At 31.6% G+C, this 24,644-nt stretch carries 25 protein-coding genes; 7 read left to right on the top strand and 18 right to left on the bottom strand.

Annotation, left to right across the window (positions count from 1 at the left end):
• Positions 1 to 15: 15 nt before the first annotated feature.
• The 5 genes from pmtB to LQ617_RS12770 all read right to left on the bottom strand — a co-directional run bounded on the left by pmtB (position 16) and on the right by LQ617_RS12770 (position 4,031).
• Positions 16 to 681: a phenol-soluble modulin export ABC transporter permease subunit PmtB gene (pmtB, locus tag LQ617_RS12750; protein ID WP_239740510.1), complete on the bottom strand. Its 666-nt coding sequence runs from the start codon at positions 679 to 681 to the stop codon at positions 16 to 18.
• The gene (locus tag LQ617_RS12755; RefSeq protein ID WP_126477676.1) at positions 678 to 1,334 is read right to left on the bottom strand and encodes an ABC-2 transporter permease; all 657 of its coding nucleotides are present in this window, start codon (positions 1,332 to 1,334) and stop codon (positions 678 to 680) included. Before LQ617_RS12755 ends, pmtB begins: the two co-directional genes overlap by 4 nt.
• A complete protein-coding gene (gene pmtA, locus LQ617_RS12760; RefSeq protein ID WP_239740511.1) occupies positions 1,335 to 2,210 on the bottom strand; it encodes a phenol-soluble modulin export ABC transporter ATP-binding protein PmtA in 876 nt (291 codons plus the stop codon).
• Position 2,211: 1 nt separating this feature from the next.
• The gene (gene pmtR, locus LQ617_RS12765; protein WP_025905075.1) at positions 2,212 to 2,589 is read right to left on the bottom strand and encodes a PSM export ABC transporter transcriptional regulator PmtR; all 378 of its coding nucleotides are present in this window, start codon (positions 2,587 to 2,589) and stop codon (positions 2,212 to 2,214) included.
• 158 nt (positions 2,590 to 2,747) lie between these two features.
• Positions 2,748 to 4,031 carry an aminotransferase class I/II-fold pyridoxal phosphate-dependent enzyme gene (locus LQ617_RS12770; protein WP_239740512.1) on the bottom strand — a complete coding sequence of 428 codons (1,284 nt, stop codon included), beginning with the start codon at positions 4,029 to 4,031 and terminating at the stop codon, positions 2,748 to 2,750.
• A 164-nt stretch (positions 4,032 to 4,195) separates the two neighbouring features.
• Between LQ617_RS12770 and LQ617_RS12775 the strand changes: the two genes are divergently transcribed.
• Entirely contained in the window at positions 4,196 to 4,372 is a 177-nt protein-coding gene (locus tag LQ617_RS12775) for a hypothetical protein (RefSeq protein ID WP_025905073.1), read from the top strand.
• 50 nt (positions 4,373 to 4,422) lie between these two features.
• Here LQ617_RS12775 and LQ617_RS12780 read toward each other — a convergent pair whose 3' ends face one another.
• Positions 4,423 to 5,235 (bottom strand): MetQ/NlpA family ABC transporter substrate-binding protein, encoded by an 813-nt coding sequence (locus LQ617_RS12780; protein WP_107577452.1) that lies wholly within the window; start codon positions 5,233 to 5,235, stop codon positions 4,423 to 4,425.
• A 115-nt stretch (positions 5,236 to 5,350) separates the two neighbouring features.
• On the opposite strand from LQ617_RS12780, the gene LQ617_RS12785 reads away from it, so the two are divergent.
• Positions 5,351 to 5,869 (top strand): methylated-DNA--[protein]-cysteine S-methyltransferase, encoded by a 519-nt coding sequence (locus LQ617_RS12785; protein WP_037589576.1) that lies wholly within the window; start codon positions 5,351 to 5,353, stop codon positions 5,867 to 5,869.
• A 31-nt stretch (positions 5,870 to 5,900) separates the two neighbouring features.
• On the opposite strand, the gene LQ617_RS12790 is transcribed toward LQ617_RS12785, so the two are convergent.
• From LQ617_RS12790 to groES, 3 genes are all read right to left on the bottom strand, one after another.
• The gene (locus LQ617_RS12790; RefSeq protein ID WP_239740513.1) at positions 5,901 to 6,464 is read right to left on the bottom strand and encodes a GNAT family N-acetyltransferase; all 564 of its coding nucleotides are present in this window, start codon (positions 6,462 to 6,464) and stop codon (positions 5,901 to 5,903) included.
• A 129-nt stretch (positions 6,465 to 6,593) separates the two neighbouring features.
• Positions 6,594 to 8,219, bottom strand: coding sequence for a chaperonin GroEL (groL, locus tag LQ617_RS12795; RefSeq protein ID WP_037589599.1), 1,626 nt, complete (start codon positions 8,217 to 8,219; stop codon positions 6,594 to 6,596).
• Positions 8,220 to 8,262: 43 nt separating this feature from the next.
• Positions 8,263 to 8,547 (bottom strand): co-chaperone GroES, encoded by a 285-nt coding sequence (groES, locus tag LQ617_RS12800; protein WP_025905068.1) that lies wholly within the window; start codon positions 8,545 to 8,547, stop codon positions 8,263 to 8,265.
• A gap of 173 nt (positions 8,548 to 8,720) precedes the next feature.
• Here groES and mroQ point away from each other — a divergent pair, with 173 nt between their 5' ends.
• Positions 8,721 to 9,491 (top strand): intramembrane glutamic endopeptidase MroQ, encoded by a 771-nt coding sequence (mroQ, locus tag LQ617_RS12805; RefSeq protein ID WP_239740514.1) that lies wholly within the window; start codon positions 8,721 to 8,723, stop codon positions 9,489 to 9,491.
• A gap of 241 nt (positions 9,492 to 9,732) precedes the next feature.
• Here mroQ and LQ617_RS12810 read toward each other — a convergent pair whose 3' ends face one another.
• Complete coding sequence (locus LQ617_RS12810; protein WP_239740515.1) at positions 9,733 to 11,160, bottom strand: phosphate--AMP phosphotransferase; 1,428 nt, start codon at positions 11,158 to 11,160, stop codon at positions 9,733 to 9,735.
• Between the two features lie 113 nt (positions 11,161 to 11,273).
• Between LQ617_RS12810 and LQ617_RS12815 the strand changes: the two genes are divergently transcribed.
• Complete coding sequence (locus LQ617_RS12815) at positions 11,274 to 12,974, top strand: M3 family oligoendopeptidase (RefSeq protein ID WP_239740516.1); 1,701 nt, start codon at positions 11,274 to 11,276, stop codon at positions 12,972 to 12,974.
• Positions 12,975 to 13,607: 633 nt separating this feature from the next.
• On the opposite strand, the gene LQ617_RS16030 is transcribed toward LQ617_RS12815, so the two are convergent.
• The 8 genes from LQ617_RS16030 to LQ617_RS12855 form a co-directional block, all read right to left on the bottom strand.
• A complete protein-coding gene (locus tag LQ617_RS16030) occupies positions 13,608 to 14,741 on the bottom strand; it encodes an SdrH family protein (protein WP_275590282.1) in 1,134 nt (377 codons plus the stop codon).
• A gap of 189 nt (positions 14,742 to 14,930) precedes the next feature.
• Complete coding sequence (locus LQ617_RS12825) at positions 14,931 to 16,412, bottom strand: glycoside hydrolase family 32 protein (protein ID WP_239740517.1); 1,482 nt, start codon at positions 16,410 to 16,412, stop codon at positions 14,931 to 14,933.
• Between the two features lie 67 nt (positions 16,413 to 16,479).
• Positions 16,480 to 17,433: a LacI family DNA-binding transcriptional regulator gene (locus LQ617_RS12830; RefSeq protein ID WP_239740518.1), complete on the bottom strand. Its 954-nt coding sequence runs from the start codon at positions 17,431 to 17,433 to the stop codon at positions 16,480 to 16,482.
• Positions 17,434 to 17,559: 126 nt separating this feature from the next.
• Complete coding sequence (locus LQ617_RS12835; RefSeq protein ID WP_025905061.1) at positions 17,560 to 17,784, bottom strand: sulfurtransferase TusA family protein; 225 nt, start codon at positions 17,782 to 17,784, stop codon at positions 17,560 to 17,562.
• An 18-nt stretch (positions 17,785 to 17,802) separates the two neighbouring features.
• Entirely contained in the window at positions 17,803 to 18,870 is a 1,068-nt protein-coding gene (locus LQ617_RS12840) for a YeeE/YedE family protein (protein WP_025905060.1), read from the bottom strand.
• Positions 18,871 to 18,995: 125 nt separating this feature from the next.
• On the bottom strand, positions 18,996 to 19,775 hold the full coding sequence (gene tatC, locus LQ617_RS12845; RefSeq protein ID WP_103361776.1) for a twin-arginine translocase subunit TatC: 780 nt from the start codon (positions 19,773 to 19,775) through the stop codon (positions 18,996 to 18,998).
• A gap of 74 nt (positions 19,776 to 19,849) precedes the next feature.
• Entirely contained in the window at positions 19,850 to 20,074 is a 225-nt protein-coding gene (gene tatA, locus LQ617_RS12850) for a twin-arginine translocase TatA/TatE family subunit (RefSeq protein WP_025905058.1), read from the bottom strand.
• An 11-nt stretch (positions 20,075 to 20,085) separates the two neighbouring features.
• Positions 20,086 to 20,718 (bottom strand): redox-sensing transcriptional repressor Rex, encoded by a 633-nt coding sequence (locus LQ617_RS12855; RefSeq protein ID WP_025905057.1) that lies wholly within the window; start codon positions 20,716 to 20,718, stop codon positions 20,086 to 20,088.
• A 162-nt stretch (positions 20,719 to 20,880) separates the two neighbouring features.
• Here LQ617_RS12855 and abc-f point away from each other — a divergent pair, with 162 nt between their 5' ends.
• The 3 genes from abc-f to LQ617_RS12870 all read left to right on the top strand — a co-directional run bounded on the left by abc-f (position 20,881) and on the right by LQ617_RS12870 (position 24,565).
• Positions 20,881 to 22,803, top strand: coding sequence for a ribosomal protection-like ABC-F family protein (gene abc-f, locus LQ617_RS12860; protein WP_239740519.1), 1,923 nt, complete (start codon positions 20,881 to 20,883; stop codon positions 22,801 to 22,803).
• Positions 22,804 to 23,541: 738 nt separating this feature from the next.
• Positions 23,542 to 23,826 (top strand): YjcQ family protein, encoded by a 285-nt coding sequence (locus tag LQ617_RS12865; protein WP_239740520.1) that lies wholly within the window; start codon positions 23,542 to 23,544, stop codon positions 23,824 to 23,826.
• A 490-nt stretch (positions 23,827 to 24,316) separates the two neighbouring features.
• Positions 24,317 to 24,565: a GlsB/YeaQ/YmgE family stress response membrane protein gene (locus LQ617_RS12870; RefSeq protein WP_049320909.1), complete on the top strand. Its 249-nt coding sequence runs from the start codon at positions 24,317 to 24,319 to the stop codon at positions 24,563 to 24,565.
• Positions 24,566 to 24,644: the final 79 nt, after the last annotated feature.

The raw sequence follows: 24,644 nt of genomic DNA on the forward strand, positions 1-24,644 counted from the left end.
TTATTCACCTCTCCTTTAAATTGTAATTGCATGCTTTCGTGCTTTATTAATTGAAATGATATAACTCACGATAAATAGAATGATGGAACAGCCTAAGAATATAGACATGTCGTGTGTCTTGAATATATGCGATTGTACTGAGAAGAATTTAAGCACATAATCTATAAACTGTATTGAGTTTGGTACAATCACCCCGACTATAATCATCCAAAATATAATAGGAATTTTGATCAATCTTTTATACTCAGCAAATGGCAAGATTAAACTAATCGTCAACAAATTCCCTGCAATACTTAAACACATGCCTGAAATATCATATGAGACATCCATACCTGGTTCTTGTATTAAAAATGCTACAATTGTACATAAACCAAGTAGTAATTGTGTGAATAAAATAAATATTAATCCTGTTAAATAATGAGCATTAATCACTGTTGATTGCTTAACAGGTAAACTTAGAAATGTATATTCAGAATGATTTTTATTGATTTTATTAAATAGAAAATACATTGGTACTAAGAACACAATATGGATCATAACGACGAGTATGCCTAATATACCTATTTTAATAAAGCCATTAAGAGGTAATACGACTATTAATGGTAGTAACAATGCTGTAGCTAACATTAAATATAGGTATGATTTTGATAAAATTAAGTTTCTATATAAGATTGCCTTCATTTTATACCTCCATAAACCGTAATTTGATCTTGTTTAGCTAGTTTGATAGCTCTACTAAACTGAATCGACCATATGATTGCAACGATTAACAGTATGATTGCTGGTGTATAGTATAAAAATATTTTCCAACCAAATGCCTCAGCAAATGGATAATGCCGATTCGAATATATCCCAAAGTAAAACATTGTGAATATGCCATACATAGCAACTAATATCCAAGCACCGAACTGATTAATATTCAAATGTGCAAATGTTGGATAAACGATGCTTAAAGTAAATAAGTTCGTTGCTACAATAAATAACCCAGCTTGAATAAATATTGTGTCTTGTTTTACGAATGCTAAGAACATAATCATGATAAATGAAATACCTGTTACTAATAAGTTATATAAATAATGCCCTCTTACAATATCAACTTTAGAAATTGGTAAACTCATATAAAAGATTTGACTACTTTGTTTATTTAAAAATATTGCGTGATTAATACTGTGAACTGAAACGACTGCGACAAAATATACCGCTAATACATTCATGAGTTCTATACTTTGAAAAGACACAGTAAATTTCGTTAACAATACTAATCCGAAACAAATTAAATAAAGTAAGTAATACCCTTTCTCATATTGAAAGTTTCGGTAGAAAACAGCTTTCATTTATACCACTTCCTTATCGAATTGATCTTTCTCAATTCTTACCATGATATCCTCTATTGATGGCGTTTCAACGACTACTTCATTTCCAAATAACTCAACAAATACTGAACTTTGTCTTGTTAATCCTGAGAAACCTGTATTCGTTTCTTTAACGCTGATTAATAACGATCTTAATTCATCATCAAGTATAGATTGGTCTCCTTTGATGATTCGATAACCATCTGTTAAATCTTCTACACTTTCATTAATAACAATGGATCCATTTTTTAAATAGACAATATAATCAGCAATTTTCTCTAAATCTGAAATAATATGTGTAGAGAAAAAGATTGTTTTTTCTTCATCTATTAATTCTCTTTGTAAAATTTCAAGCACTTCATTACGTACGACTGGATCAAGTCCTGCAGTTGGTTCATCTAGAATGTATAGTTCAGCATGGTGACTTAATGCGATTGCTAATGACAATTTCATTTTCATACCTGTTGAAAATTGCTTAATCTTTTGTTTATAAGGTAATTTAAATTCTTTAATATATCCTTCAAATACATCGTGGTCCCATTGTTTATAATATTTACTGACGACTTTCTCGATTGTTTTAATATTCCAGTTTTCATACATATATAATTCAGAATATACAAAGCCGATTTTATTTTTGATATCAACTGGGTTCTCACTTAAATATTCTCCAAGTACTTTTAAATCTCCACTTTGTTCTTTAAGTAGACCCATAATAATACGTATAATCGTTGTTTTACCTGCACCATTCGCACCAATAAATCCTGTTACATAACCTTTACGTACTTCAAAGTTAACATCTGATAATTTAAGATTTTTATGATTAAAATTTAAATTTTTAACGTCTATCGCATTGACCATTTTATTCACCTTCCTCATAAATCAAATTAACGATTTCATTGAGTTCTTTAACATCCATTCCGATTAACTTTGCTTGTTTAGTTAAATCTCTTGCTAAATCCTCTATGACAATAAATTGTTTTTCTTTCATGATTGAGGGGTCTTGTGATTTTACAAAAGTACCTTTCCCTCTTATCGTCGTGACAAATTGCTCTTGTTCTAAATCAACATATGCACGTTTAGTTGTTATTAAACTGACGCCTAAATCACTTGCTAACTCTCTCATAGAAGGTAATGAAGCACCCGGTTCTACTTTACCTTGTAATATTTGTGCTTTGATTTGTTCTTTAATCTGTTCATAAATTGGCTGATTACTATTATTTTGAAGTAGAATCTTCATGTTTAACCTCCCTCTCTCTAACTGTGTATAAACAGTATATACACTATATACATATTTGTCAAACTCATTTACTAAAAAGCTTATAAATCAACGTTTTTTAGACATAAAAAAAACAGAGTGTGTATACGCATTGTATATACACACTCTGTTTAATTTTATTATTTTGAGTCATTGATTGCTTTAGCAATAGATTCAAATACATGTTCTATATCAGATTTTTCAATACAGCTAAATGCAATACGAATATCAGTTTTATTTAAAGCAATAATACCGATACTATACTTATCAATTAAATGTAATCTCAATTGCTCAGGATCTACATCTAACACTTTAAGTGCCATAAAGTAACCTGAATTAAATGCATATGGCGTCCATAATGATTTAAATTCATCACGATATGCGACTTCTTTCGTTACTTCATATCTTTCTTTTAAAATATTCACGTTATGATCAACTTGATCTTGGAAAGAAGGATCTTCCATTGCATGAATAATTGCAGTTTGGCTAGGTAAAGAACAACTTGATAAGTTACTTCTAATTAAACCTTTTAATTTAGCAACTAATACATCTTTAACAACATCATGTTGACTACCAAATGTTAAGAAACCAACACGGAAGCCCCATGAGAAGTATTCTTTAGTTGCGCCATCAACTTTAACTGGCATAATATTTTCGTGATTTAACGCTGTTAATGCTGTAAAGACAGATTGTTTATAAACATCTTCAAAGAACAATCCATAATAAGCATCATCAACTAATGTAATCACTTGCGTACCTTTGTCAGCTAATTGTTTAATAGCTTCAACCATTTCTTTAACTTCTTCAACTACTGGTGTATAACCAGTTGGGTTATTTGGGAAGTTTAACACGAGAATAACTTTTTCTTTATTATATTGTTCTAAAGCATGTTTGAAATATTCTAAAGTGTAACTACCATCTTCTTCAAAAGCTTTGTAAGTTTCAATGTTCGCACTATGTCTTACACCAAAAGCTAATTTATAGTTACCCCAGTTATGTTCAGGTAATAAAATTGTATCTTGGGCATCTACAAATAAGTCTCCAGCTAAAGATAATCCGTGTGTTAATGCGTTTGTTACGACTGGTTTAGAAATATCATCAGCACTTAAATCAGGATTGTCTTTTAAAATTTTCTGTTGCCATAATGTACGTAAACGTTCATCACCTTGTGGCGGTGCATATGGGAATATATCACTTGGATCTTGGTCACCAAATTGATTATATAAAGCATCTGTGTACATAATACCTTCATCAGTAGTTGCCATACCAATTGTTGCATTATACTTAGTACCTTTTGCTTCTCCTGATTGTGATAAAATACCCTTTGGATAATAAATAGATTTACCTAAATCGGAAAGCATATCTAATACAACAGGATATTCTTTTTTCAGTTGTTCATTTAATTCTAATGCTAGTGGGTTCATAGAAAGTCATCCTCTTTCATTGTTATGATACTTCTATACTAGACGAGAATTATGAAAATTAAAAGTGTGTTCACTAAATTTCATCATTTAATTTTAGAAAATCATCCCTTTTTGGATAACAAAGAAATAATTGATATAATAAATAAAGCAAAGGAGCAAAACATATGTCTACAATTACAAAAGTTCTCGTTGGTTTAGGTATAATCTGCTTAATTATTGGAATAGGCATTCAAATAAGCGGCAACTCAGGCATTCAATTTACATTCGCTTCAATATTATTTTTAATAGCCGCATTTATAAGTAGAAATGGCGACCGCAAAAAAGCTAATAGAAAGAAGTAAAAAATATAGAGACTGGAACATAAGGTAATGTCCTAGTCTCTATATTTATATTATGATTGCTTTGGTATTTTCCAATAATCATCTTTATTTTCTTTATCTAATACTTTCTTAAATCCTTTTGATTGATATGCCTCTTTTATATCTTTAACCCATTTAGCATCTTTATTTTTACTATCTACAACAACTTGTAAATATAAATCTTCTACTAAATCTTCTTTTAGAAGTCCTTTAGCTGGATCAACTTTCGAAGCGTAAACAATTGAACCTGGTATAACTGCATAATCAACTTCGTCTAAAATTCTAGGAATATTTGCAGAATCCATCGTTTTAATATTAAGATTCATTGGATTATCAGAAATATTTTTCTTCGTGATTTTAATATCATTTTTATCTGCATTTAATTTAATCCATCCTGCTTTTTCTAATAAACGATACGCTCTAGCTGCATTTGATGGATCTTGTGGTATAGCTATTGTATCTCCCTTTTTAATACCTTTAAGATTTTTATTTTTATTAGAGAATATTTGTGCAGGCACAGTTGGTATTTTAGTAATATTCGTTAAATCAGCATCTCTTTCTTTATTAAACGTATCCATATACGCTTTATGTTGATCAACGTTAACATCCACACTACCTTCTTGCAAAGCAACATCAGCTTGAAGTAATTCTGTGAAGTCTTTATCTTTAACAGTATAACCTTTCTTCTCTAACTCAGGCTTAATACCTTTTATGAATAATTCACTATAAGGTCCCGGTGATGTAGCAATAGTAATTTCCTTCTTTTCTTTGTCATCATTATTTCCACAAGCTGCTACCACAACTGATAAAATAAGTGTCAAAGCTAAAAATATGTATCTCTTCATAAAAACATCTCCCTTAATTCCGACTAAACTAATCTGTTTAATTATTATATTATCATTTACTATTCTAAAGTCAATCAAATTTTTATATGTTAAACTCTCATTAGGAGTGATGATTATGGCTTTATATCAAAAGTTAATTCAAACGAATGCTGGTGAAATGTTAGCAATTGCTAATAATGAGTATTTATTAATGTTACATTTTACGAATAAGCCTTCGTTAGAAGAAGAATTACAAATTGTACGTAAACAACTTAATTCAGAAATTAATGATGAAAGTAATCATGTTTTAGATAAGCTTGAGGAAGAATTAGCTCTTTATTTTGAAGGTAATCTTTCTACATTTACAACACCTATCCATTTTAACTTTGGTACACCTTTTCAACAAAAAGTGTGGCGTGCTTTATGTGATATTCCATTTGGCGAGACGATATCTTATAAGCAGTTAGCTGAGAATATTGGTAAACCTACTGCTTTTCGTGCTGTTGCAAATGCAAATGGTAAGAACTTTATTACGATTCTTGTACCTTGTCACCGTGTGATAGCTGCTGATGGTACAATTGGTGGATATTCTAGTGGTATAGAACGAAAAGAAATCTTGCTTGATATTGAGAAAAATAAAAGTAACATCGGCTAATATTATCAACTGATGTTACTTTTTTAATTTGTTATAAATATTTAATCATATATTTGTAGTCATGTCCGCTTAGTTTTCGATCATATGATGGTTTAAAGCCAAGTTTTTCATATAGTTTCATTGCACCTTCATTATCAAATTCACAATTTAATGATACTTGCTTAAACCCTCTTTCTTTAGCTCGTACAAAAGCATCTTCTATAAGTTTAGAGGCAATACCTCTACCTCTATATTCTGAAAAGACCGCAACTGAATCAATATATAAATCACCATTATCCGCTTCTTGTTCAGGTAACGGCGTTCCTTCTAATTTAAAAGAATCTTTAAATGCAATATTGTGCCAATTTTCTTCAAGTTGTTTTTCGTCAGTACCACTATAGCAATTAAGAAAGCCTGCTACTTCACCATCGACTTCATATACTTGACTATGTTTATAATGGTTTCTATATTCACTTTCAACACTCGCTTGTTCAAGTAATCTTAAAACAGTTTCTTTATCATTTTGAACAACTAAAGATAGCTCCATATCATGCCAAATCATAAACATTAACTCACTTAATTTTTTCGCATCTTCTTTAACAGCAGGTCTAATCATATTTTCTACTCCTTTAATACAAATTAGATTCATTTTAACATAAAAATCCCCTTTCCATATGGTTTAATACCATTTAGAAAGGGGATTATACATATCTCTTAGTTAGTAATGTCGGTTATATTCACCGAATTACATCATACCTGGCATTCCGCCCATGCCGCCCATATCTGGTGCTGCTGGTTCTTCTTCTGGAATGTCTGCTACTACTGCTTCAGTAGTTAAGAACATTGCTGCTACAGATGCTGCATTTTGTAATGCTGAACGTGTAACTTTTGTTGGATCGACAATACCTGCATCTAACATATTTACCCATTCGTCTGTTGCTGCATTGTAACCAATACCTTCGTCAGCGTTTTTAAGTTTTTCAACTATAATTGAGCCTTCTAAGCCAGCATTTTCAACGATTTGGCGTAATGGTGCTTCAAGAGCTTTCAACACAATGTTTACACCAGTTTGTACATCGCCTTTTGCTTCAACTTCAGCTACTTTATTATAAATAGATACTAATGCTGTACCACCACCTGCTACAATACCTTCTTCAACTGCAGCGCGTGTAGAGTTTAAAGCATCTTCAATTCTTAATTTACGTTCTTTTAATTCTGTTTCAGTTGCAGCACCTACTTTAATAACTGCAACACCACCTGCTAATTTAGCTAAGCGTTCTTGTAATTTCGTACGATCAAAGTCTGAAGTTGTTTCTTCAATTTGAGCTTTAATTTGACCAACACGAGCGTCGATGTTTACTGAGTCACCTTGACCTTCAACAATTGTAGTGTCGTCTTTAGTAACTTGAACTTTACCTGCTTCACCAAGCATATCTAAAGTTGTTTCTTTTAAGTCTAAACCTAAGTCATCAGTAATCACTTGACCACCAGTTAAAATTGCTAAATCATCTAACATAGCTTTACGACGGTCACCAAATCCAGGCGCTTTAACTGCTACTGCTGTGAATGTACCACGTAATCTGTTTAATACTAAGTTTGTTAATGCATCTCCATCAACATCGTCAGCAACAATTAAAATTGGTCTATTTGTTTGTAAGATTTTTTCTAAGATAGGTAAAATATCTTGGAATGAAGAAATCTTTTTGTCTGTAATTAAGATGTAAGGATTTTCTAATTCAGCAGTCATCTTGTCTGAATCTGTCACCATGTATGGAGAAGTATATCCTCTATCAAATTGCATACCTTCAACAACTTCTAATTCTGTGCTGAATCCTTTAGATTCTTCAATAGTAATAACCCCGTCATTACCTACTTTTTCCATTGCTTCTGAAATAAATTTACCAATTTCTTCATCAGCAGCAGAAATAGAACCAACTTGTGCAATTTCTTCTTTTTTCTCAACTGGTTGTGAGATATTGTGTAATTCTTCTAAAGCTACTTTAACTGCTTTATCAATACCTTCACGAATACCAACTGGATTTGCACCACTTGTTACGTTTTTTAATCCTTCTTGAATCATCGCTTGAGCTAAGACAGTTGCTGTAGTTGTACCGTCACCAGCAACATCATTTGTTTGGTTCGCAACTTCTGCAACTAATTTAGCACCCATATTCTCATATGGATCTTGTAATTCAATTTCTTTAGCGATTGTAACACCATCATTTGTGATTAATGGTGAAGTGAATTTTTTATCTAAAACGACGTTACGTCCTTTAGGTCCTAAAGTTACTTTAACTGCATTTGCTAATTTATCAACACCAGCAAGCATAGAACGTCTAGCGTCTTCTGAAAATTTTAGTTCTTTAGCCATTTATAAAAACCTCCATAAAATATCTTCAAAAATATTATCTAAATTATTCAATAACTGCTAAAATGTCATCTTCTGAAAGGATAATATATGTTTCTTTATCACGTTTAACTTCCGTTCCTGCGTATTGTTGATATACAACTTGATCACCTACAGCAACATCTACAGTAAGTCTTGTACCATCTTCTAGACGCTTACCTGGTCCAACAGCAACAACTTTTCCTTCGTTAGACGATTCTTTAGCTGAATCTGTCAATACAATCCCGCTAGCTGTAGTTTGTTCTGTTTCTGTTTTCTCAATAATAATTCTATCTCCCAATGGTTTTAACATTTATAAAATCCTCCTTGGCGCTAATAATGTTAGCACTCTTTATACTTAAGTGCTAACTACATTTTTATAATAATCAAATTTGGTCAAAATTACAAGCAATATAACTTAAATTTTTCTCTTTTTCTGCTAAATAAGGTACAATGTTTACATGTTTATTTTTGGAGGAATTGAAAATGCAATTTAATCGATTAACTGTTAATATTGCTACCCTGTTACTATTTGGAGTTGTACAAACAATCGCAATTATTCCAAATAGTTTATACGCTGATTCAGGATTATCTAAAGTCACAAGATTAGAAATCAGCTTAACTTGGATGGCAACAACAGCTATCATTACTGTTTTATTATTATGGTATATGAACTCAAATATTAAAAATCCAACTCGATTAGAACAACAGAAGAAAGAACCATGGGTATACGTGATTTTCTGGTGTGTTGCAGGTATTATAATGGCCATGCTTGGACAAATCATCGCCGCTTTGATTAATACATATATATTTAATCAACCAGTAGAAAGTGGCAATACTCAAAATCTCATGAAGATTGCACAACAATCACATATATTAATCGTTTATATCGTATTAGCAGGTCCAATATTAGAAGAATTAATATTCCGTAAATTAATTTTCGGAGAAATATACAATATGATTAAAGCACCTAAGTGGTTAAGCTTTATCGTAGCAGTATTAGTCAGTTCTTTTATTTTCTCATTAGCACATTCAGATCCAGAACATACATTAATATATGTTGTAATGGGAACTGTATTTAGCGGACTTTATGTTTTAACGAAACGTATCATCGTACCAATGGTTGCACATATGGGAATGAACGGAATAGTTGTTTTAGGACAAATTGTATTTAAAGATCAAGTAAACGAACAATTAGAGAAACAATCTCAAATTTCACAACTGATTTATCATACAATCTTGAGCATGTTTAGCTAAACGTAAAAAAATAAGCATATCACCGAACTGATGAACTCAGTCTTAAGTGATATGCTTATTTTTTTGTATTTGGAGGGCGGCTAACTTCCATTATTCTGAATTGTGGTTGTTAGAATGCTGTAACTTCCATTATTCTGAATTGTGGTTGTTAGATGTGCGCTCATTTAGAGACATTTCTCAGAATTCTGTCCCTAACGACACTTCTTACGGACATTTCTCGGAATTATGTCCCTAACATATTCTAATATTGTTTAACGCCCCATAATACTTCTTCACATTTTTTAATAATGTATTTGATAACTTCGATTCTAGCTGATTTTTTATTGTCAGCTGGTACGACAAGCCATGGTGCATGATCTGTGTTTGTTAATTTAATCATATCATGACTTGCTTCGATATATTGATCCCATTTTTCTCTATTTCGCCAATCTTCGTCTGTAATTTTCCATTGTTTTTCTGGTGTTTCTTCTCTTTCTTTAAATCTTCTTAATTGTTCATCTTTATCTAAAGTTAAGAAGAATTTTAGAATAATTGCACCTTCGTCTGTCCACATTTTCTCAAATTGATTGATTTCTTCATAGGCACGTTTCCATTCTTTTTTAGTAGCAAATCCTTCTACTCTTTCTACCAATACTCTTCCATACCAGCTTCTATCGAATATTTCAATATGTCCGCTTCTAGGCATATCTTTAGCAAATCTCCATAAGTAATGATGATTCAACTCAACGTCTGTTGGGGCACTTATTGCATTTACTTCATAACCGGTTGGATCTAATTTTTCTCTAACTCTTTTAATATTGCCACCTTTACCGGCTGCATCCATACCTTCGTACACTAATATTAACGGAATTTTTCTTTCGTATAATGCAAATTGCAATTCTTTCAGTCTATCTTGTAAGTCACCTATAAGAGCTTTATATGTCTTTTTACTTACTTTATCTATAGATTGATCAAATAGGTCTGTTTTAAAATCTTCCGTAAAATCGCCATCAATTACTTTGTCTTTCTTTTTATGTAGTTTAATCGCGTTGTTCAATCGATTGATGATATGTTTATACATCAAATTGATAGCTTCTTCTCTTTCCGTATAATCAATGATTTCCCATTCATCAGGTGATGCTTTCAGTATTTTGTGCATTTCTTTATGATATACATCATCATTAATGGCACTTTCGTATTCTTGCGCCTTCCAACTTGTTAATGGATTTTCTTTCATTTCTTTTAAATGTTCTTTTCTCTTTTTATCGCTAATCTCAATATAAAACTTAATAATTTCGTAGCCATCATCTTGGACCATCGATTCAAAGTCTTGGATTTGTCTGCGTAAAGCATGATATTTATTGTATATAGAATTCTTTATTTTGTTTGCTTGATATTCTATATAATATGCATACCAACTTCTAAAATAAATATTGATATCACCTTTTGAAGGTAAACTGTTCCAATACTTCTGTAAAAATTGATATCTTAGATCATCTTCTGAAGGTGATTTCATCGGTACAAAGTGTGTGTATTTAGCATCAAGTGTTAAAAGAAGTTCATTTGATAGTCTCGTCTTACCTGATGCGGGAACACCTTCAAATACAATCATGATAGGAATTCCAAGTTCTTTTGTCTTCCTCGTTAATGCTGCTACTTCTAAAGATAATTGTTCATTATTTTTAGTCATTTATATACACCTCTTTTCATTTCATATTATATGCTTTTACCTTTATTTTCGCAATTTTCAATAAAATTACAACAAAGAAATGTTATAATAAATGTATTAAGGGAGGTTTTAACATGACGTTAACTTTTAAAGATTATCAATATGAACAAATCAATATTGAAGAAAAAGAAAAACAAACCAAATCATTATTAAATGAATTCGATAATGCAGAAACGGTCAATCAAGCAATTGAGGCGATTAATGAAATTAATAAGATTAGAAACCATACTGATACACATTATAACCTAGCTTACATAAGAGCATCTATCGATACAAATGATGAATATTATAATAAAGAAAGAGATTTCTTTGATGAAACAATGCCTAAAATACAACATTTAGACCATTTATTCTATCAATCTTTATTAAAATCTAAATTTAAAAATGATTTAATTACGCATTTTGGACAACAACTATTTTCTTTAGCAGAAGTTGCTCTTAATACATATAATCCTTCTATTAATGACTTACTTGTTAAAGAAAATAAATTAGTAAGCGAATATGATAAATTAATTGCTTCAGCAGATATTGAATATAACGGTGAACATTTGAACTTATCACAATTCAGTAAGTACTTAATCAACGAAGATAGAGAAATTAGAAAAGATGCATTTAAAGCGAGAGAACAGTTTTTTGCAGATCATCTAGAGGATTTAGATCGTATTTATGATGATCTTGTAAAAACAAGACATGAAATAGCTTTAAAATTAGGATACGAGAACTTTGTTCAACTTGGCTATGATAGAATGCAAAGAATTGGATACGACGCAAATGATGTAAAAATTTTTAGAGAGCAAGTTAAAGAACATGTCGTACCTATTACTGAAGACATCAAATCACAGCATGCAAAACGTATTGGTGTTGACAGTTTAAAAGCTTACGATAATAATTTCACTTTTAAAACGGGATCGCCAAAACCACAAATATCTACAGAAGAAATCGTGAAAAATGCTAAAAAAATGTACCATGAACGTTCTAAAGAAACTGGTCATTTTATAGATTTTATGATTGATAAACAATTATTTGATTTAGAAGCTAAAAAAGGAAAAGAAAGTGGTGGATATTGTACAATCATAAATGATTTTAAATCACCATTCATTTTCGCGAACTTTAATGGCACACAAGGTGATATTGAAGTTATGACACATGAAGCTGGCCATGCTTTCCAAGTATTTGAAAGCTTGAAGTATTCTGTGCCGGAATATTACTTCCCTACTTCAGAAGCATGTGAAATTCATTCAATGAGCATGGAATATTTAACTTATCCATGGATGTCATTATTTTTCAAACAAGATACGGATAAATTTAAATTAGCACACTTAGAAGATAATATTAAATTTTTACCATATGGTGTAGCAGTGGATGAATTCCAACACTTTGTTTATGAGAACCCAGACATTTCTTCAGAAGAACGTAGAAAAGCTTGGTCTGATTTAGAAAATAAATACTTCCCAAGTGTAGACTATGACAATATTCAACATCTTGAAAATGGTGCATTCTGGCATAGACAAGGTCATATTTTTGCATCACCATTTTATTATATTGATTATACATTAGCGACAATTTGTGCAATGCAATTTTTCATTAAACAAGAAGATGATCCAGAACAAGCATGGTCTGATTACTTAAAAATATGTCAAATCGGCGGTTCACAATCATTTATTGATATTATGGCATCTGTTCAGTTACAATCTCCATTTGAAGAAGGTACTGTAAAATCCATTATAGAAACATTATACAAAGCAACACAGAATATTGATCAAAGTGAATTTTAATAAAAAGGTGGGAGCTGGACAGAAGTCTACTTCCAAGATACTAGAAGAGACTGAGACATTACATTATGTGCCAGTCTCTTTTATTTGGAAAAATCAATGTAAGCGTGAGGTTCTATGTTGCTTGTTTAGGGAGTCTTGCAACATACGGGGCTTCTATGTTGCTTGTTTAGGGAGTCTTGCAACATACGGGATCTCTATGTTGCTAGTTTGGTCAGTCTTGCAACATACAGGAGTTCTATGTTGCTAGTTTGATATGTCTTGCAACATACGGAATCTCTATGTTGCTAGTTTTGTGTGTCTTGCAACATACAGGAGTTCTATGTTGCTAGTTTGGTATGTCTTGCAATATACAGGAGTTCTATGTTGCTAGTTTGGTATGTCTTGATAAATACAACGCTCCTATTTATCTTGTTTCACTAGTCTTGATAAATAGAATGCCCCTATTTATCTTGTTTCACTAGTCTTGATAAATACAATGCTCCTATTTATCTTGTTTGGACAATCTTGATAAATACGAGGTCCTCCAACATTGCTAGTCATGCCTCACTTGCAATATTCAGCATCCTATTTCTAAAAATATGAAAAAGAGTCTAGAACATTTCTGCCCCAGACTCACTTATACTTTATTTTTATTTATGATTTTGAAAATCTTCGCATTATGAATAATATGATGAATCCTAATACTAGTACGATTGCGATTGAAATACCAATGATGAATGGTTTAGAAATACCTTTGTCGTCAGAAGCTGTTTCAAAACTTTCTGTCGTAGTTTGAGTTGTTTCTGTTTTAGTATCATCATCATCTACAGAAGTAGTTTCAGTCGTTTTATTAGTCTTTTTAAATTTTGGTTGTGCTAAATCAGGTCTACTACCAACTTTACTTGTTACAAGCGCTAGTACATCTTCATCCAATTTACTATAATACGCTTCTGAATGGCCAGGTATAAATTTAGGCGCCTTTTCATCAGTGTATTGCGGATTGTAATATTCATCCCCTACTTCATTTGTATTTGGATATGCTGGCATTGTTGGTTTATATTGATTTACATTTTGATCATTATTGCTATTTGAATTTGGTTCATTAGTTTTAGGTTCTTCAGAAGATGGTTTCCCACTATTGGATTGGTTCGGTGGTGGTACTTGATGATTGTTATCATTACTTGAAGGTTCTTCCATGCTCGGTTTTTCACCAGACTTTGGTTCAGTACTTGGCTCTTCAGTTGTTGGTTCCTCTGTTGTTGGTTTATCATCTGTCTTTGGCTCTTCTGTACTTGGTTCTTCTGATGTTGGTTTATCATCTGTTTTTGGCTCTTCAGTGCTCGGTTCTTCTGTTGATGGCTCCTCTGTACTAGGCTTTTCATCAGTCTTCGGTTCTTCTGTACTTGGTTTCTGATCTGATTTCGGCTCTGTACTTGGTTCTTCTGTTGTTGGTTCTTCTTTACTTGGCTTTTCATCTGATTTTTGTTCAGACTTTTTATCTCTAGTAGGTTCTTCTGATGACTGTTCCTCAGTGCTTGAATCTTCTTCTGACTTCGGTTCAGTAGTTGTTTCCTCAGTTTTACTATTTTGTTCGCTATTTGAATCAGTTTCTTTGGATTGCTGTGCTTCTATATTTTGATTCGATTGTTCTTGAGTTGTGTTCGGAGAAGTATCTTTTGTACTAGATTCATTGCTCTCTATTGCATCTGTATTATTCCCGTGTGCTACTCCAAATGCCATAGAAGATAATAGTAATGTTGAAATCATAGCATTTTTAAATATCTTCATAAAAATTCTTCCCCTCCTCTACATTAATTAATAGTTAAAGTATAAAGGAATGTTTCTTTGTTTTCTATGCTTGAACGCCATATGTTACACAGAATTAATATTTTGTAATAACTTATTCATATTTCTTACAATTTACTGATATTAAAATAAACACTTGCTGTATCAGAACAACAAGTGTTTTTGATTCATTTAATTATTTAGTTGTAAGTCATATTTCGTAAACTTCAAGTAAACTTGGCCAGACTCTGTAGAAGTTCTGAAATTAACAGCATCTTCATCAGGGAATATTCTCGTTGTTAATACTTTTTCACCATCGTTAACGAAAATTTCTAAACTAGATGTATCGCTATAAATTCTCAGTTCTTTTAAGTCGTTATCTAAAGTTGTTGTACGAGTTGTCTTCTCAACCGCTTCACTCACAATACCACTTTCAAATCGATCTAAAGTAAGTTGTTTAGAACGTGTATTATAAATAATTTGCGTTGAACATTTTTTAGAAACTCTTAAATCAAAGTATATTTCGCTAGCTTCATTCTCTAAAATCTCTATCATTAATTCAAACTGTTTACCTTCATATGGGTGAAGTTTAACTGAATGTTTATTAGCATAACCTTCAGCAGTTTCTTTATTTGTTCTTAATTTTTCTAGTGCTTTTATAGGTCTTTGTTTCAGTTTGCCTTCTTCAATTGTTAATACTCTTGGAATCGTTAAACAATGTGCCCAACCTTCTTCATCTGTAGCATAATCTATTTCAGGAAGTCCCATCCAACCAATTAAAATTCTATCACCATGTTCATCTAAGAATGTTTGTGGTGCATAAAAGTCAAATCCTTGGTCTAATTCAACAAATTCTTTGTGCTCAAACTTCAACGTATCTATATCAAAATCACCAATTAAATAACCAGATTGATAGATGTTCTCGAATTGGTTATTTTCCGCTTCAATACCTTGAGGTGAAAAGATAAATACATCTTTATCATTTAACTTAAATAAATCTGGACATTCCCACATATAACCAAAGTTTTGCAGTTGTGTTTCGATTTCGCCTTTAAAGTTCCAATCTTGAATATTTTCAGATTCATATATAACAGCCGTACCTGTTTCATTCTCTCTTTGAATCCCAAATATTGCATAGTACTTTCCGTTCTCAAACCATACTTTAGGGTCTCTAAAATGTTCAGTATATCCATCTGGCTTGTTTGGAATAGCTGGCTGATCAAACTTTTTAAAAGTGCCATCTTCTAATTGTTCAGCAATCATTTGGACAGATTTACGATCCCAATTTTCATTTCGCACATTTCCCGTATACATTAAATATAACTTACCATCATAATCAAAGGCACTACCCGAATATACACCGTGACTATCATATTCTGTATCAGGCGCTAAAGCGATTCCCTCATCTTTAAATTCTAATAAATCTTTGCTTGTATAATGATACCAATACTTCAAACCATGTACTGCACCAAGCGGAAACCATTGATGAAATATATGATAAACACCATTATGATATACCAAACCATTTGGATCATTTAACAATCCCGTTTTTGGTTGAATATGAAAAGTTTGACGCCATTTTGACGCATTTACTTTATCTATTAATTCATTGTATGCTTCATCAGATATGTCTGATAATTTTTTATATCTTTCTTCTCGTGTCCAATTTACCATTATCATTCTCCTTACATCCGATTTAGACCGGTTCCATAATATATATATTTTAGCATACTTGAAAGGCTTAATTTTTTAACCATTCAAATTGTGTTTCAATAATATTTAATTTATCTACCGTTTCGTGATTTATACTTTTATTTAATACATGAACAGCTGTCTCACCAGCTAAATAATAGTTAAACTTTACAGTTCCAATATGAGGTGCCACAATTTCTGTCATCTTATTTCCACCAAATCCAATAATCGTTGGCATATCAACTTCTCTTTTTAAAAGTGTATGGTATATACCTAATGCTATATTATCCGTAGCAGCGACAATAACTTCGTCTTCTCTCAACTTAATATCATTACCCAATATCTGAGCATCTTTAATACTGAAACTACTTTCAATAAATGTTGGTTTGATGCCTTGATCCTTTAGTGGGACAAACAGGCCTTCTTTTCTCGTCTTACCAACTGCAATGTCATGTTCAGAAACACCGATATATGTAATATTGTGCTTTTGATGTTTCAATAACCATTCTGCAACTTGATTACCTGCTTGGAAATCATCGTGAACAATCGATAAAAGTGATTCATGAGATTGACCAACAATAACAATCGGGCATTCAACTGACTCAATTGCTTTCATATGTTCTTCAGAAATGTTCGTTGCCATCAAAATAATGCCATCCACTTTACGCTTAGCTAACATATAAATAGAATCAATTTCTCTACCTTTTGATAAATCTGTATTTACAATCATTGTTTGAACATTTTGTTTAAGTAAAGTTGTTTCAATACCTTTTAACGTTTCAGTTGTTGCATAGGAATCTAGCCTAGGTACAATTGCACCGATCAGACCTGTTCTCTTAGCCTTTAAACTTTGAGCAAATTGATTCGGTTTATATCCTGTTTCTTCTACTACTTTATGTATTTTTTCTTTTGTACTTTTACTAATGGAGCCGCCATTTAAATATCTAGAAACTGTACTTTTAGAAACACCTGCCATATTAGCAATATCTTTAATCGTCTTCATGTATACACCTCTCAGTCATTTATTTTATCATAAAACCGTTTCCAATTCTTTATAAATAAAATGCAGTTTTAAACAAAAAAAACTAGAAACAAAGCCTAATGTCTTTGTTTCTAGGTTAAATATAATTTATTGTTTTTCAACCGTTATTGTCCATGAAGCATCTCCAAGTTGTTCATAATTCGTAACTGGATAGCCATTTTCTGCTGCCCAATTTGGAAGTGCTTCTGTCGCTTGCGTGCAATCAAAATCAATTTTCAATTGTTCGCCTACCTGTAATTCATCCATTTTATTTTGTGCTTCTATTAAAGGGAACGGACATACCATTCCTACTGTACCTAATTCATGTACCATATATATTGACTCCTTTTATTAAATACTTTGTGTACTTACTTGTGTCTTAGTTTGTCTTGCTTTTCTAGGTTTAACAAAGATGAAATAACTCATAAACCATGCACCAACGATCATTGATGGTAAAGCAACCCAACCTTGCCAACTCATAGCTGCTGTTGAAACTAAACCATTACCGATTGAACATCCACCTGCTAATGATGCACCAACACCCATGCAAGCACCACCGATAACACTGTTTCTTATAGTTTTAGTATCTGGCATTCTCCATTTGAATTCTCTTGAACCTTTTGCTGCAATATATGAACCGATAAATATACCAAGTACTAAAAATACGCCCCAGTTTATTAATGAAGCATCACCTGTAACTAAGTATTGTACGATATTTGCTGAAGGTGTTGTAATACCAAGGCCAGCAATTCTTCCTGTTGAAGCACTCATTGGCCAAGCAATTAAAGCTATTATCCCTACTGCAATTGCAGCTGCAAATGGGTGATATCTTTTTTCAAATAAGATATGACGAATGCCAGTATATTTTTGTTTTAATTGAGGAATTGCTACTTTTGGTTTTTTGAGAGTCTTTGTCACAAAATAAACTGTAACAATCACTAAAATAGCAATCAATACCCATACAGGTACATTAAGTGTTTCTGCCATATTAGAGTTAACAACACTATATGAATTAATTTTTTCTTGAACAGGGTTTAATGGTCCAGATTTCATAATTGCTGCTGTTACACCATATAATACTAAGGCTATCCAGCTTCCAATTAATCCCTCGCCTGCTCTGTACCAAGTCCCAGTCGCACATCCACCAGCTAAGATAATTCCGATACCAAATACAAATGATCCAAATATCGTACCTACTAATGGAAATGTTTCTGCTTCTAGCTTAAATACACCTAATCCAACTAGTGTAAATAATCCAATACTTTGAATAGAGATTGCAATTAATAAAGCATAAAACATTTTATTATTTTTCTGTACATACATATCTCTAAACCCGCCTGTTAAACAAAAACGTGTTCTTTGCATAACAAAGCCAAGTAATATTCCGACTATAAGTCCACTTATAATCATCCAAACCATATAAACAACTCCTTATTCCTATTACAATGATAGGAATAATAATATATCATATACAACACATATTCAAGTTAACATTTGATTACAAATATCAGACAATTCAATAAAAAAACAGCTATAGCAATAAGCTACAGCTGCTCTTTATCTTCTTCATCCATCCCAAGTTCTTCTTCCATTAATTTTTGCTCTGCTTTTAAATATTTTTTATAGCCTATTTTTGAAATAATAATACTGATTTCATAAAGTAAAATCATTGGTAATGTAAATAACATATGTGTCATAAAGTCAGGTGGTGCGATTAACGCAGCCACAACAAGTAAAATAAAATACGCATATTTTCTATTTTTCTTTAAAAACATCGGTGTAACGATACCTAATCTCGTTAAAAATAGTAATAAAATTGGTAATTGAAAGACAAATCCGAATGGTATAGTAAATTTAAACATTTCACTAAAGTACTCTTTAATCCCGATTGTTTGCTTAATCCCCATATCATCAGCTAATCCCATTGTGAATGAAATTAAATACGGAAAAATCACAAAGTATGAGAATAATAAACCACCTACAAATAAAATCAAACTAAATGGAATATAACTTAATGTCACTTTTTGTTCTTTCGGATGTAAACCTGGAGATATAAATGCCCATAATTCGTATAAAATAACAGGCGATACTATGATAAATGCAATTACAATTATCATTGTTATGTATATCGTTAATGGATCCGTTATTCTAAATGCATTGAGTTCTAATGTTTGTGTGAAATCATCGTTTGTTATATAAAAAATAACAGGTTTAGCTACGAAAAAGCCAACGATGAGACCACCAACAAGGAAATATGCAATAATCATAATACGTCCACGAAGTTCTTCTAAGTGTTCGACAAATGTTAAATTGTCTTTATCCACCGTCTTACCTCCAATCTAAAAAAGATGTGGCAGGAAACCCGCCACATTCTTGGGAACATCTGTTAAATAAAATTCTATTTAACTTCTTTATCTTTGCCATCTTCTGGAGTGCTTTTCTTCTCATCAAAGTTTGTCATGCCATCAGTCGCATCTTTAAATTCTTTCAAAGTTGAACCCATTGCTCTACCGAATTGTGGTAATTTCTTTGGTCCAAATATAATTAATGCAACTACCCCTATAAATAATAAACTGACTGGTCCTGAAATACCAAGTGTGTTAATAAACATTAAAGCTTCCATTTGATACCCTCCTATTGATTCTTCATAAAGAAGATTAAAGATTGTAATTCAATTCCTAAATCTATATGATGAACCTGCACTTTCTCAGGTACATTAATTCTTTGAGGTGTAAAATTCAAAATACCAGTAATACCCGAAGATGTTATACGATCCGCAACTTTTTGAGCTGCTTGTTGTGGTACTGTTAATATTACAACTTGTATACCTACTTCTTCAACTACCTTTTCAAAATCATCCATACTATCTACAGTTAATTTACCAACCATACTACCAATGATATCTTCTGATTGATCAAAAGCAGCTACAATTTGCATTCTATCATTAACAGTAAAGTTATAATTCACAAGTGCAGTACCTAAATTACCAACACCAACGATTGCGACTTTAGTCATATCATCTTGTTCAAGCGTTGTTCTAAAAAATTTAAGTAAATAACTAATATTGTAACCATAACCCTTTTTACCTAATTCACCAAAATACGAAAAATCTCGACGAATAGTAGCTGAATCAATTTTAAGTCCTTCACTTAATTCTTTCGATGAAACACGATCTACGCCAGAATTATGCAATGTGCTAACAAATCTATAATAAAGAGGCAAACGTTTCAAAGTTGCTTTAGGGATCTTCACATCATTCTTTGCCAAAATCCTCACCTTTTCCAATATAAAATAATGTGATTGCGTTCACATCTAATGGCTTAATTATAACAAACTTCACGTAAAATAACTATATAAATATTGTATGTGATTTACATACAATTATCACTCGTTTTCATGTAAAATAATAACTAATAGAGAGGTGTAAACATGATACTTTTACAAATAAATAAATTAGAGAAATCTTATGATGGAGAAGTTATATTCTCTGATGTAGATTTCGAAGTAAAAACCGGTGAAAGAATCGCTATTGTTGGTAGAAATGGCGCGGGAAAAACAACATTAATGAAAATCATCGCTGGTGTTGAGTCGTATGATGAAGGAAATATTTCTAAAGGTAAACAAGTTACGATGGGATACCTTACTCAACAAATGACATTAGATTCTAATGACACTGTTATGAATGAAATGAAAAAACCATTTAAAGACGTTATCAATATTGAAGATAAAATGAAAACTTTAACAGATTGGTTAAGTATTCATGCTGATGAATATGACAAAGACATATATAAAGAAAAGTTGTCACAATATGAAGCGTTATCTAATCAATATGAATTAATGGATGGCTATAATTACGAAAGCAAAATTAAGACCGTATTAACAGGTTTAGACTTTAAAGAATCTGACTTTGATAGACAAATTCAATCATTTAGCGGAGGCCAAAAAACAAGATTATCTATGGCTCAAATGTTATTAAGTGAACCTGATTTACTGTTACTCGATGAACCTACAAACCATTTAGATATGGAAACAACTGAATGGCTAGAGAATTATTTAACTCATTTTAAAGGCGCAATCGTTATCATCAGTCACGACAGATACTTCTTAGATAAAATAGTCAATCAAGTATATGATGTCGCTTTAGGTTCTGTTAAAAAGTATGTCGGTAATTATAGTAAATTCTTAAAAGAACGAGATGCACATTACGAAAAAGTCATGGCTGAATATGAAAGACAACAAAGTGAAATTAAAAAGTTAGAAACTTTTGTCGAAAAAAATATTACACGTGCTTCAACAAGTGGCATGGCAAAAAGTCGTCGTAAAGTACTAGAAAGAATGGAAAGAATCGAAAAGCCGAGACTTGATGCTAAAAGTGCACAAATAAATTTTGAAATAACTAAAGCTACAGGTGAAGATGTCCTTAAAGTTCAAAATTTAGATATCGGTTATTCTAAAAGCATTACACCACCTATCAACTTAGAAGTGAAGCGTCATGATCGTATTGCGATAATTGGTCCAAATGGTATTGGTAAATCTACGTTGATTAAAACAATTGCTCAAAAAATACCTGCTTTAGGTGGGAATATTGTTTATGGTTCTAATATTCAAATTGGTTATTACGACCAAAAACAAGCAGAATTCACTTCTAATATGACAATCTTAGACTATGTTTGGAATCAGTATGCACATATGCCTGAGAAAGATATAAGAACGATTTTAGGTAGATTTTTATTTACTCAAGAAGAAGTAAAAAAAGTCATTAATGATTTATCTGGTGGAGAAAAAGCTAGACTTCAACTCGCTTTACTCATGTTAGAAAAAAACAATGTACTCATTCTAGATGAACCTACCAACCACTTAGATATCGATTCTAAAGAAATGTTGGAACAAGCTTTGCAAAATTTTGAAGGTACATTACTCTTTGTATCACATGACCGTTATTTTATTAACGAACTAGCAAATAATATTTTCCACATCACACAAAGTGGAAATGAATTATTTAGAGGCGATTACCAATATTATTTAGAAAAGCTAGAACAACGTGAGGCTATTAGTCGTTATGAACGAGAAGACATCCAATCTACTGAAACGGCTAAAGACGATCAATATTACGCAAATCAAAAGCAACTAAAAAAAGAAAAGCGTAAACTTGAAAGACAGTTAGAAGAAATTGAAAATAATATTTCCACATATGAAGAACAAATCTCTGACTATGAGCATCAACTTACGTTACCAGAGATATTTAATGATATTGAAAAAAGTAATGAAATTAATAACTTAAGAGTTGAAGCAGAACGTTTGCTCGAAGAAAACATGGAAAAATGGGAAGAACTTGAAAGTAAGTTAAATTAACGAAAAACGACTGAGGTAAATTTTACACCTCAGTCGTTTTTTTCTGAAATAATTAAGCACATCTTTATACACATCAAAAAGTCTTATTTTTCAAGTAATCCACAAAGTTATCCTAGTTATCCACAAGTAAAATGTAAAATTTCGATCTAAATCAACTGTTTTATCCACAAATATTTAAAAACTTATACTAATGTTATCCACAAAATGTGGTTAACTTGTGCACAAGTACAAATGTTCTGTATTGACTTTATCATGAATACGTTAAAAACCTTATAACAACGGTCTTTATATTGATTTTTAAGCGTTCGTTTTTATACGAACAAAATGTTTATTTTATCCCTATTTACCCCCTATTTATACCTAAACTGTCGGAACAACTGTCGGAAGCTAAACTTATTCACAATTGTCACTTGGACAAGTAAGATAGGGTTTGTTGATAAGTACCCTCACACTTAGAATTAAAAGAGCTTGCTAAATATGAGATTTTAAAAAATATGTCGGAGACTTGGGGATTTGTTAAAAATGAGGCTGCTATTAGGAATCAAATTCTATCAAAATAATACTTGTTCTTATAGTGTGACTATTAATTCTATATGAGGTGTTTAATGAGTGTGAAATTAATAAGTTTGATAGTGAGCATAGCAAGTTAGAGGTACTAGAGAATGGTGAGAAAGTGTTATTAAATATGGATTGTATTATTGGTATAGAGTAGCATTGTTAATAAATGGAGGGATTATTTTGAATAAACAAAAGTTAAGATATGCGATGTTGAAAGAAGTAGACAAAGGGAAAAATAGAATTACAGCAGATGATTTTGGTATAGTTCAAGACGATTTTACTGAGCAATCGTTTTTCTTAAAACGAGAAGGCTATATCACTGGTTATTCTAAAGGAGATAACTTAATCTGGTTTGATAAGGGTATTACTTGTATTACAGAATCTGGAGAAAAGTATTTGAGAGATAATAGCGCTCTTGGAAAGTCATTTAATTTAGCTAAAGAAATTAGAGATTGGATTAAATAAAAACCCTATCACACAAAGTGACAGGGCATAGGATAACTTAATTAGATTTGTTTATATTTGGAAGAGAAACAAACCTATAATCATTGTAACATAATAAAAACCCCATCACAAAAAAAGTGACAGGGCAAGTTAATGGTTATTTATATATGAAAATCCAGCACTATATAAGTGCTTATATATAGTAATACTACACTTTTAGTATTAATTCAAATTATTAACACCCCACTTATTAGTGAGGTGTAAAAAGGTATTACCAAATATGAGTTTAAAACTAAAACGGAGATAATAGGTTTAAACTAATTTAATTATATCACTATGGATAATCTAGTCAAAATAATAGCCTACTTAATTATATGAGTAGGCTCGCCGTCATATTGTGTTTAATATGTCTGCTTATAGACTAACATATTTAATATTTTTGAACAAAAAAGTTTAAGTCAATTTCGATTTGGTTATATATAATATAGTTCATATTAAGGAGGAAATTATTATGGGATTTATTTTAATGTTAATTGTTGGAGGATTAATTGGTTGGCTTGCAGGCGTCATCTTAGGTAAAGATATACCTGGAGGTATAGTCGGAAATATTATAGCCGGATTAATTGGTTCAGCAATTGGTGGCTCTCTTTTAGGTGATTTAGGTCCAGTTTGGGGCGGAGTCGCGATCTTCCCTGCACTAATTGGTTCAATTATTCTAATATTAGTTCTATCGTTTATATTAAAAGCTATAAGAAAATAAATGAAAAATAACCCCACTCTGTGTTAAAGAAGTGGGGTTTGTGTGTATGAACTAGCTAGCCGGTAAACTAAATAGAGTA

The organism is Mammaliicoccus sp. P-M59 (assembly GCF_022386135.1).
GTDB classification, from domain to species: domain Bacteria; phylum Bacillota; class Bacilli; order Staphylococcales; family Staphylococcaceae; genus Mammaliicoccus; species Mammaliicoccus sciuri_A.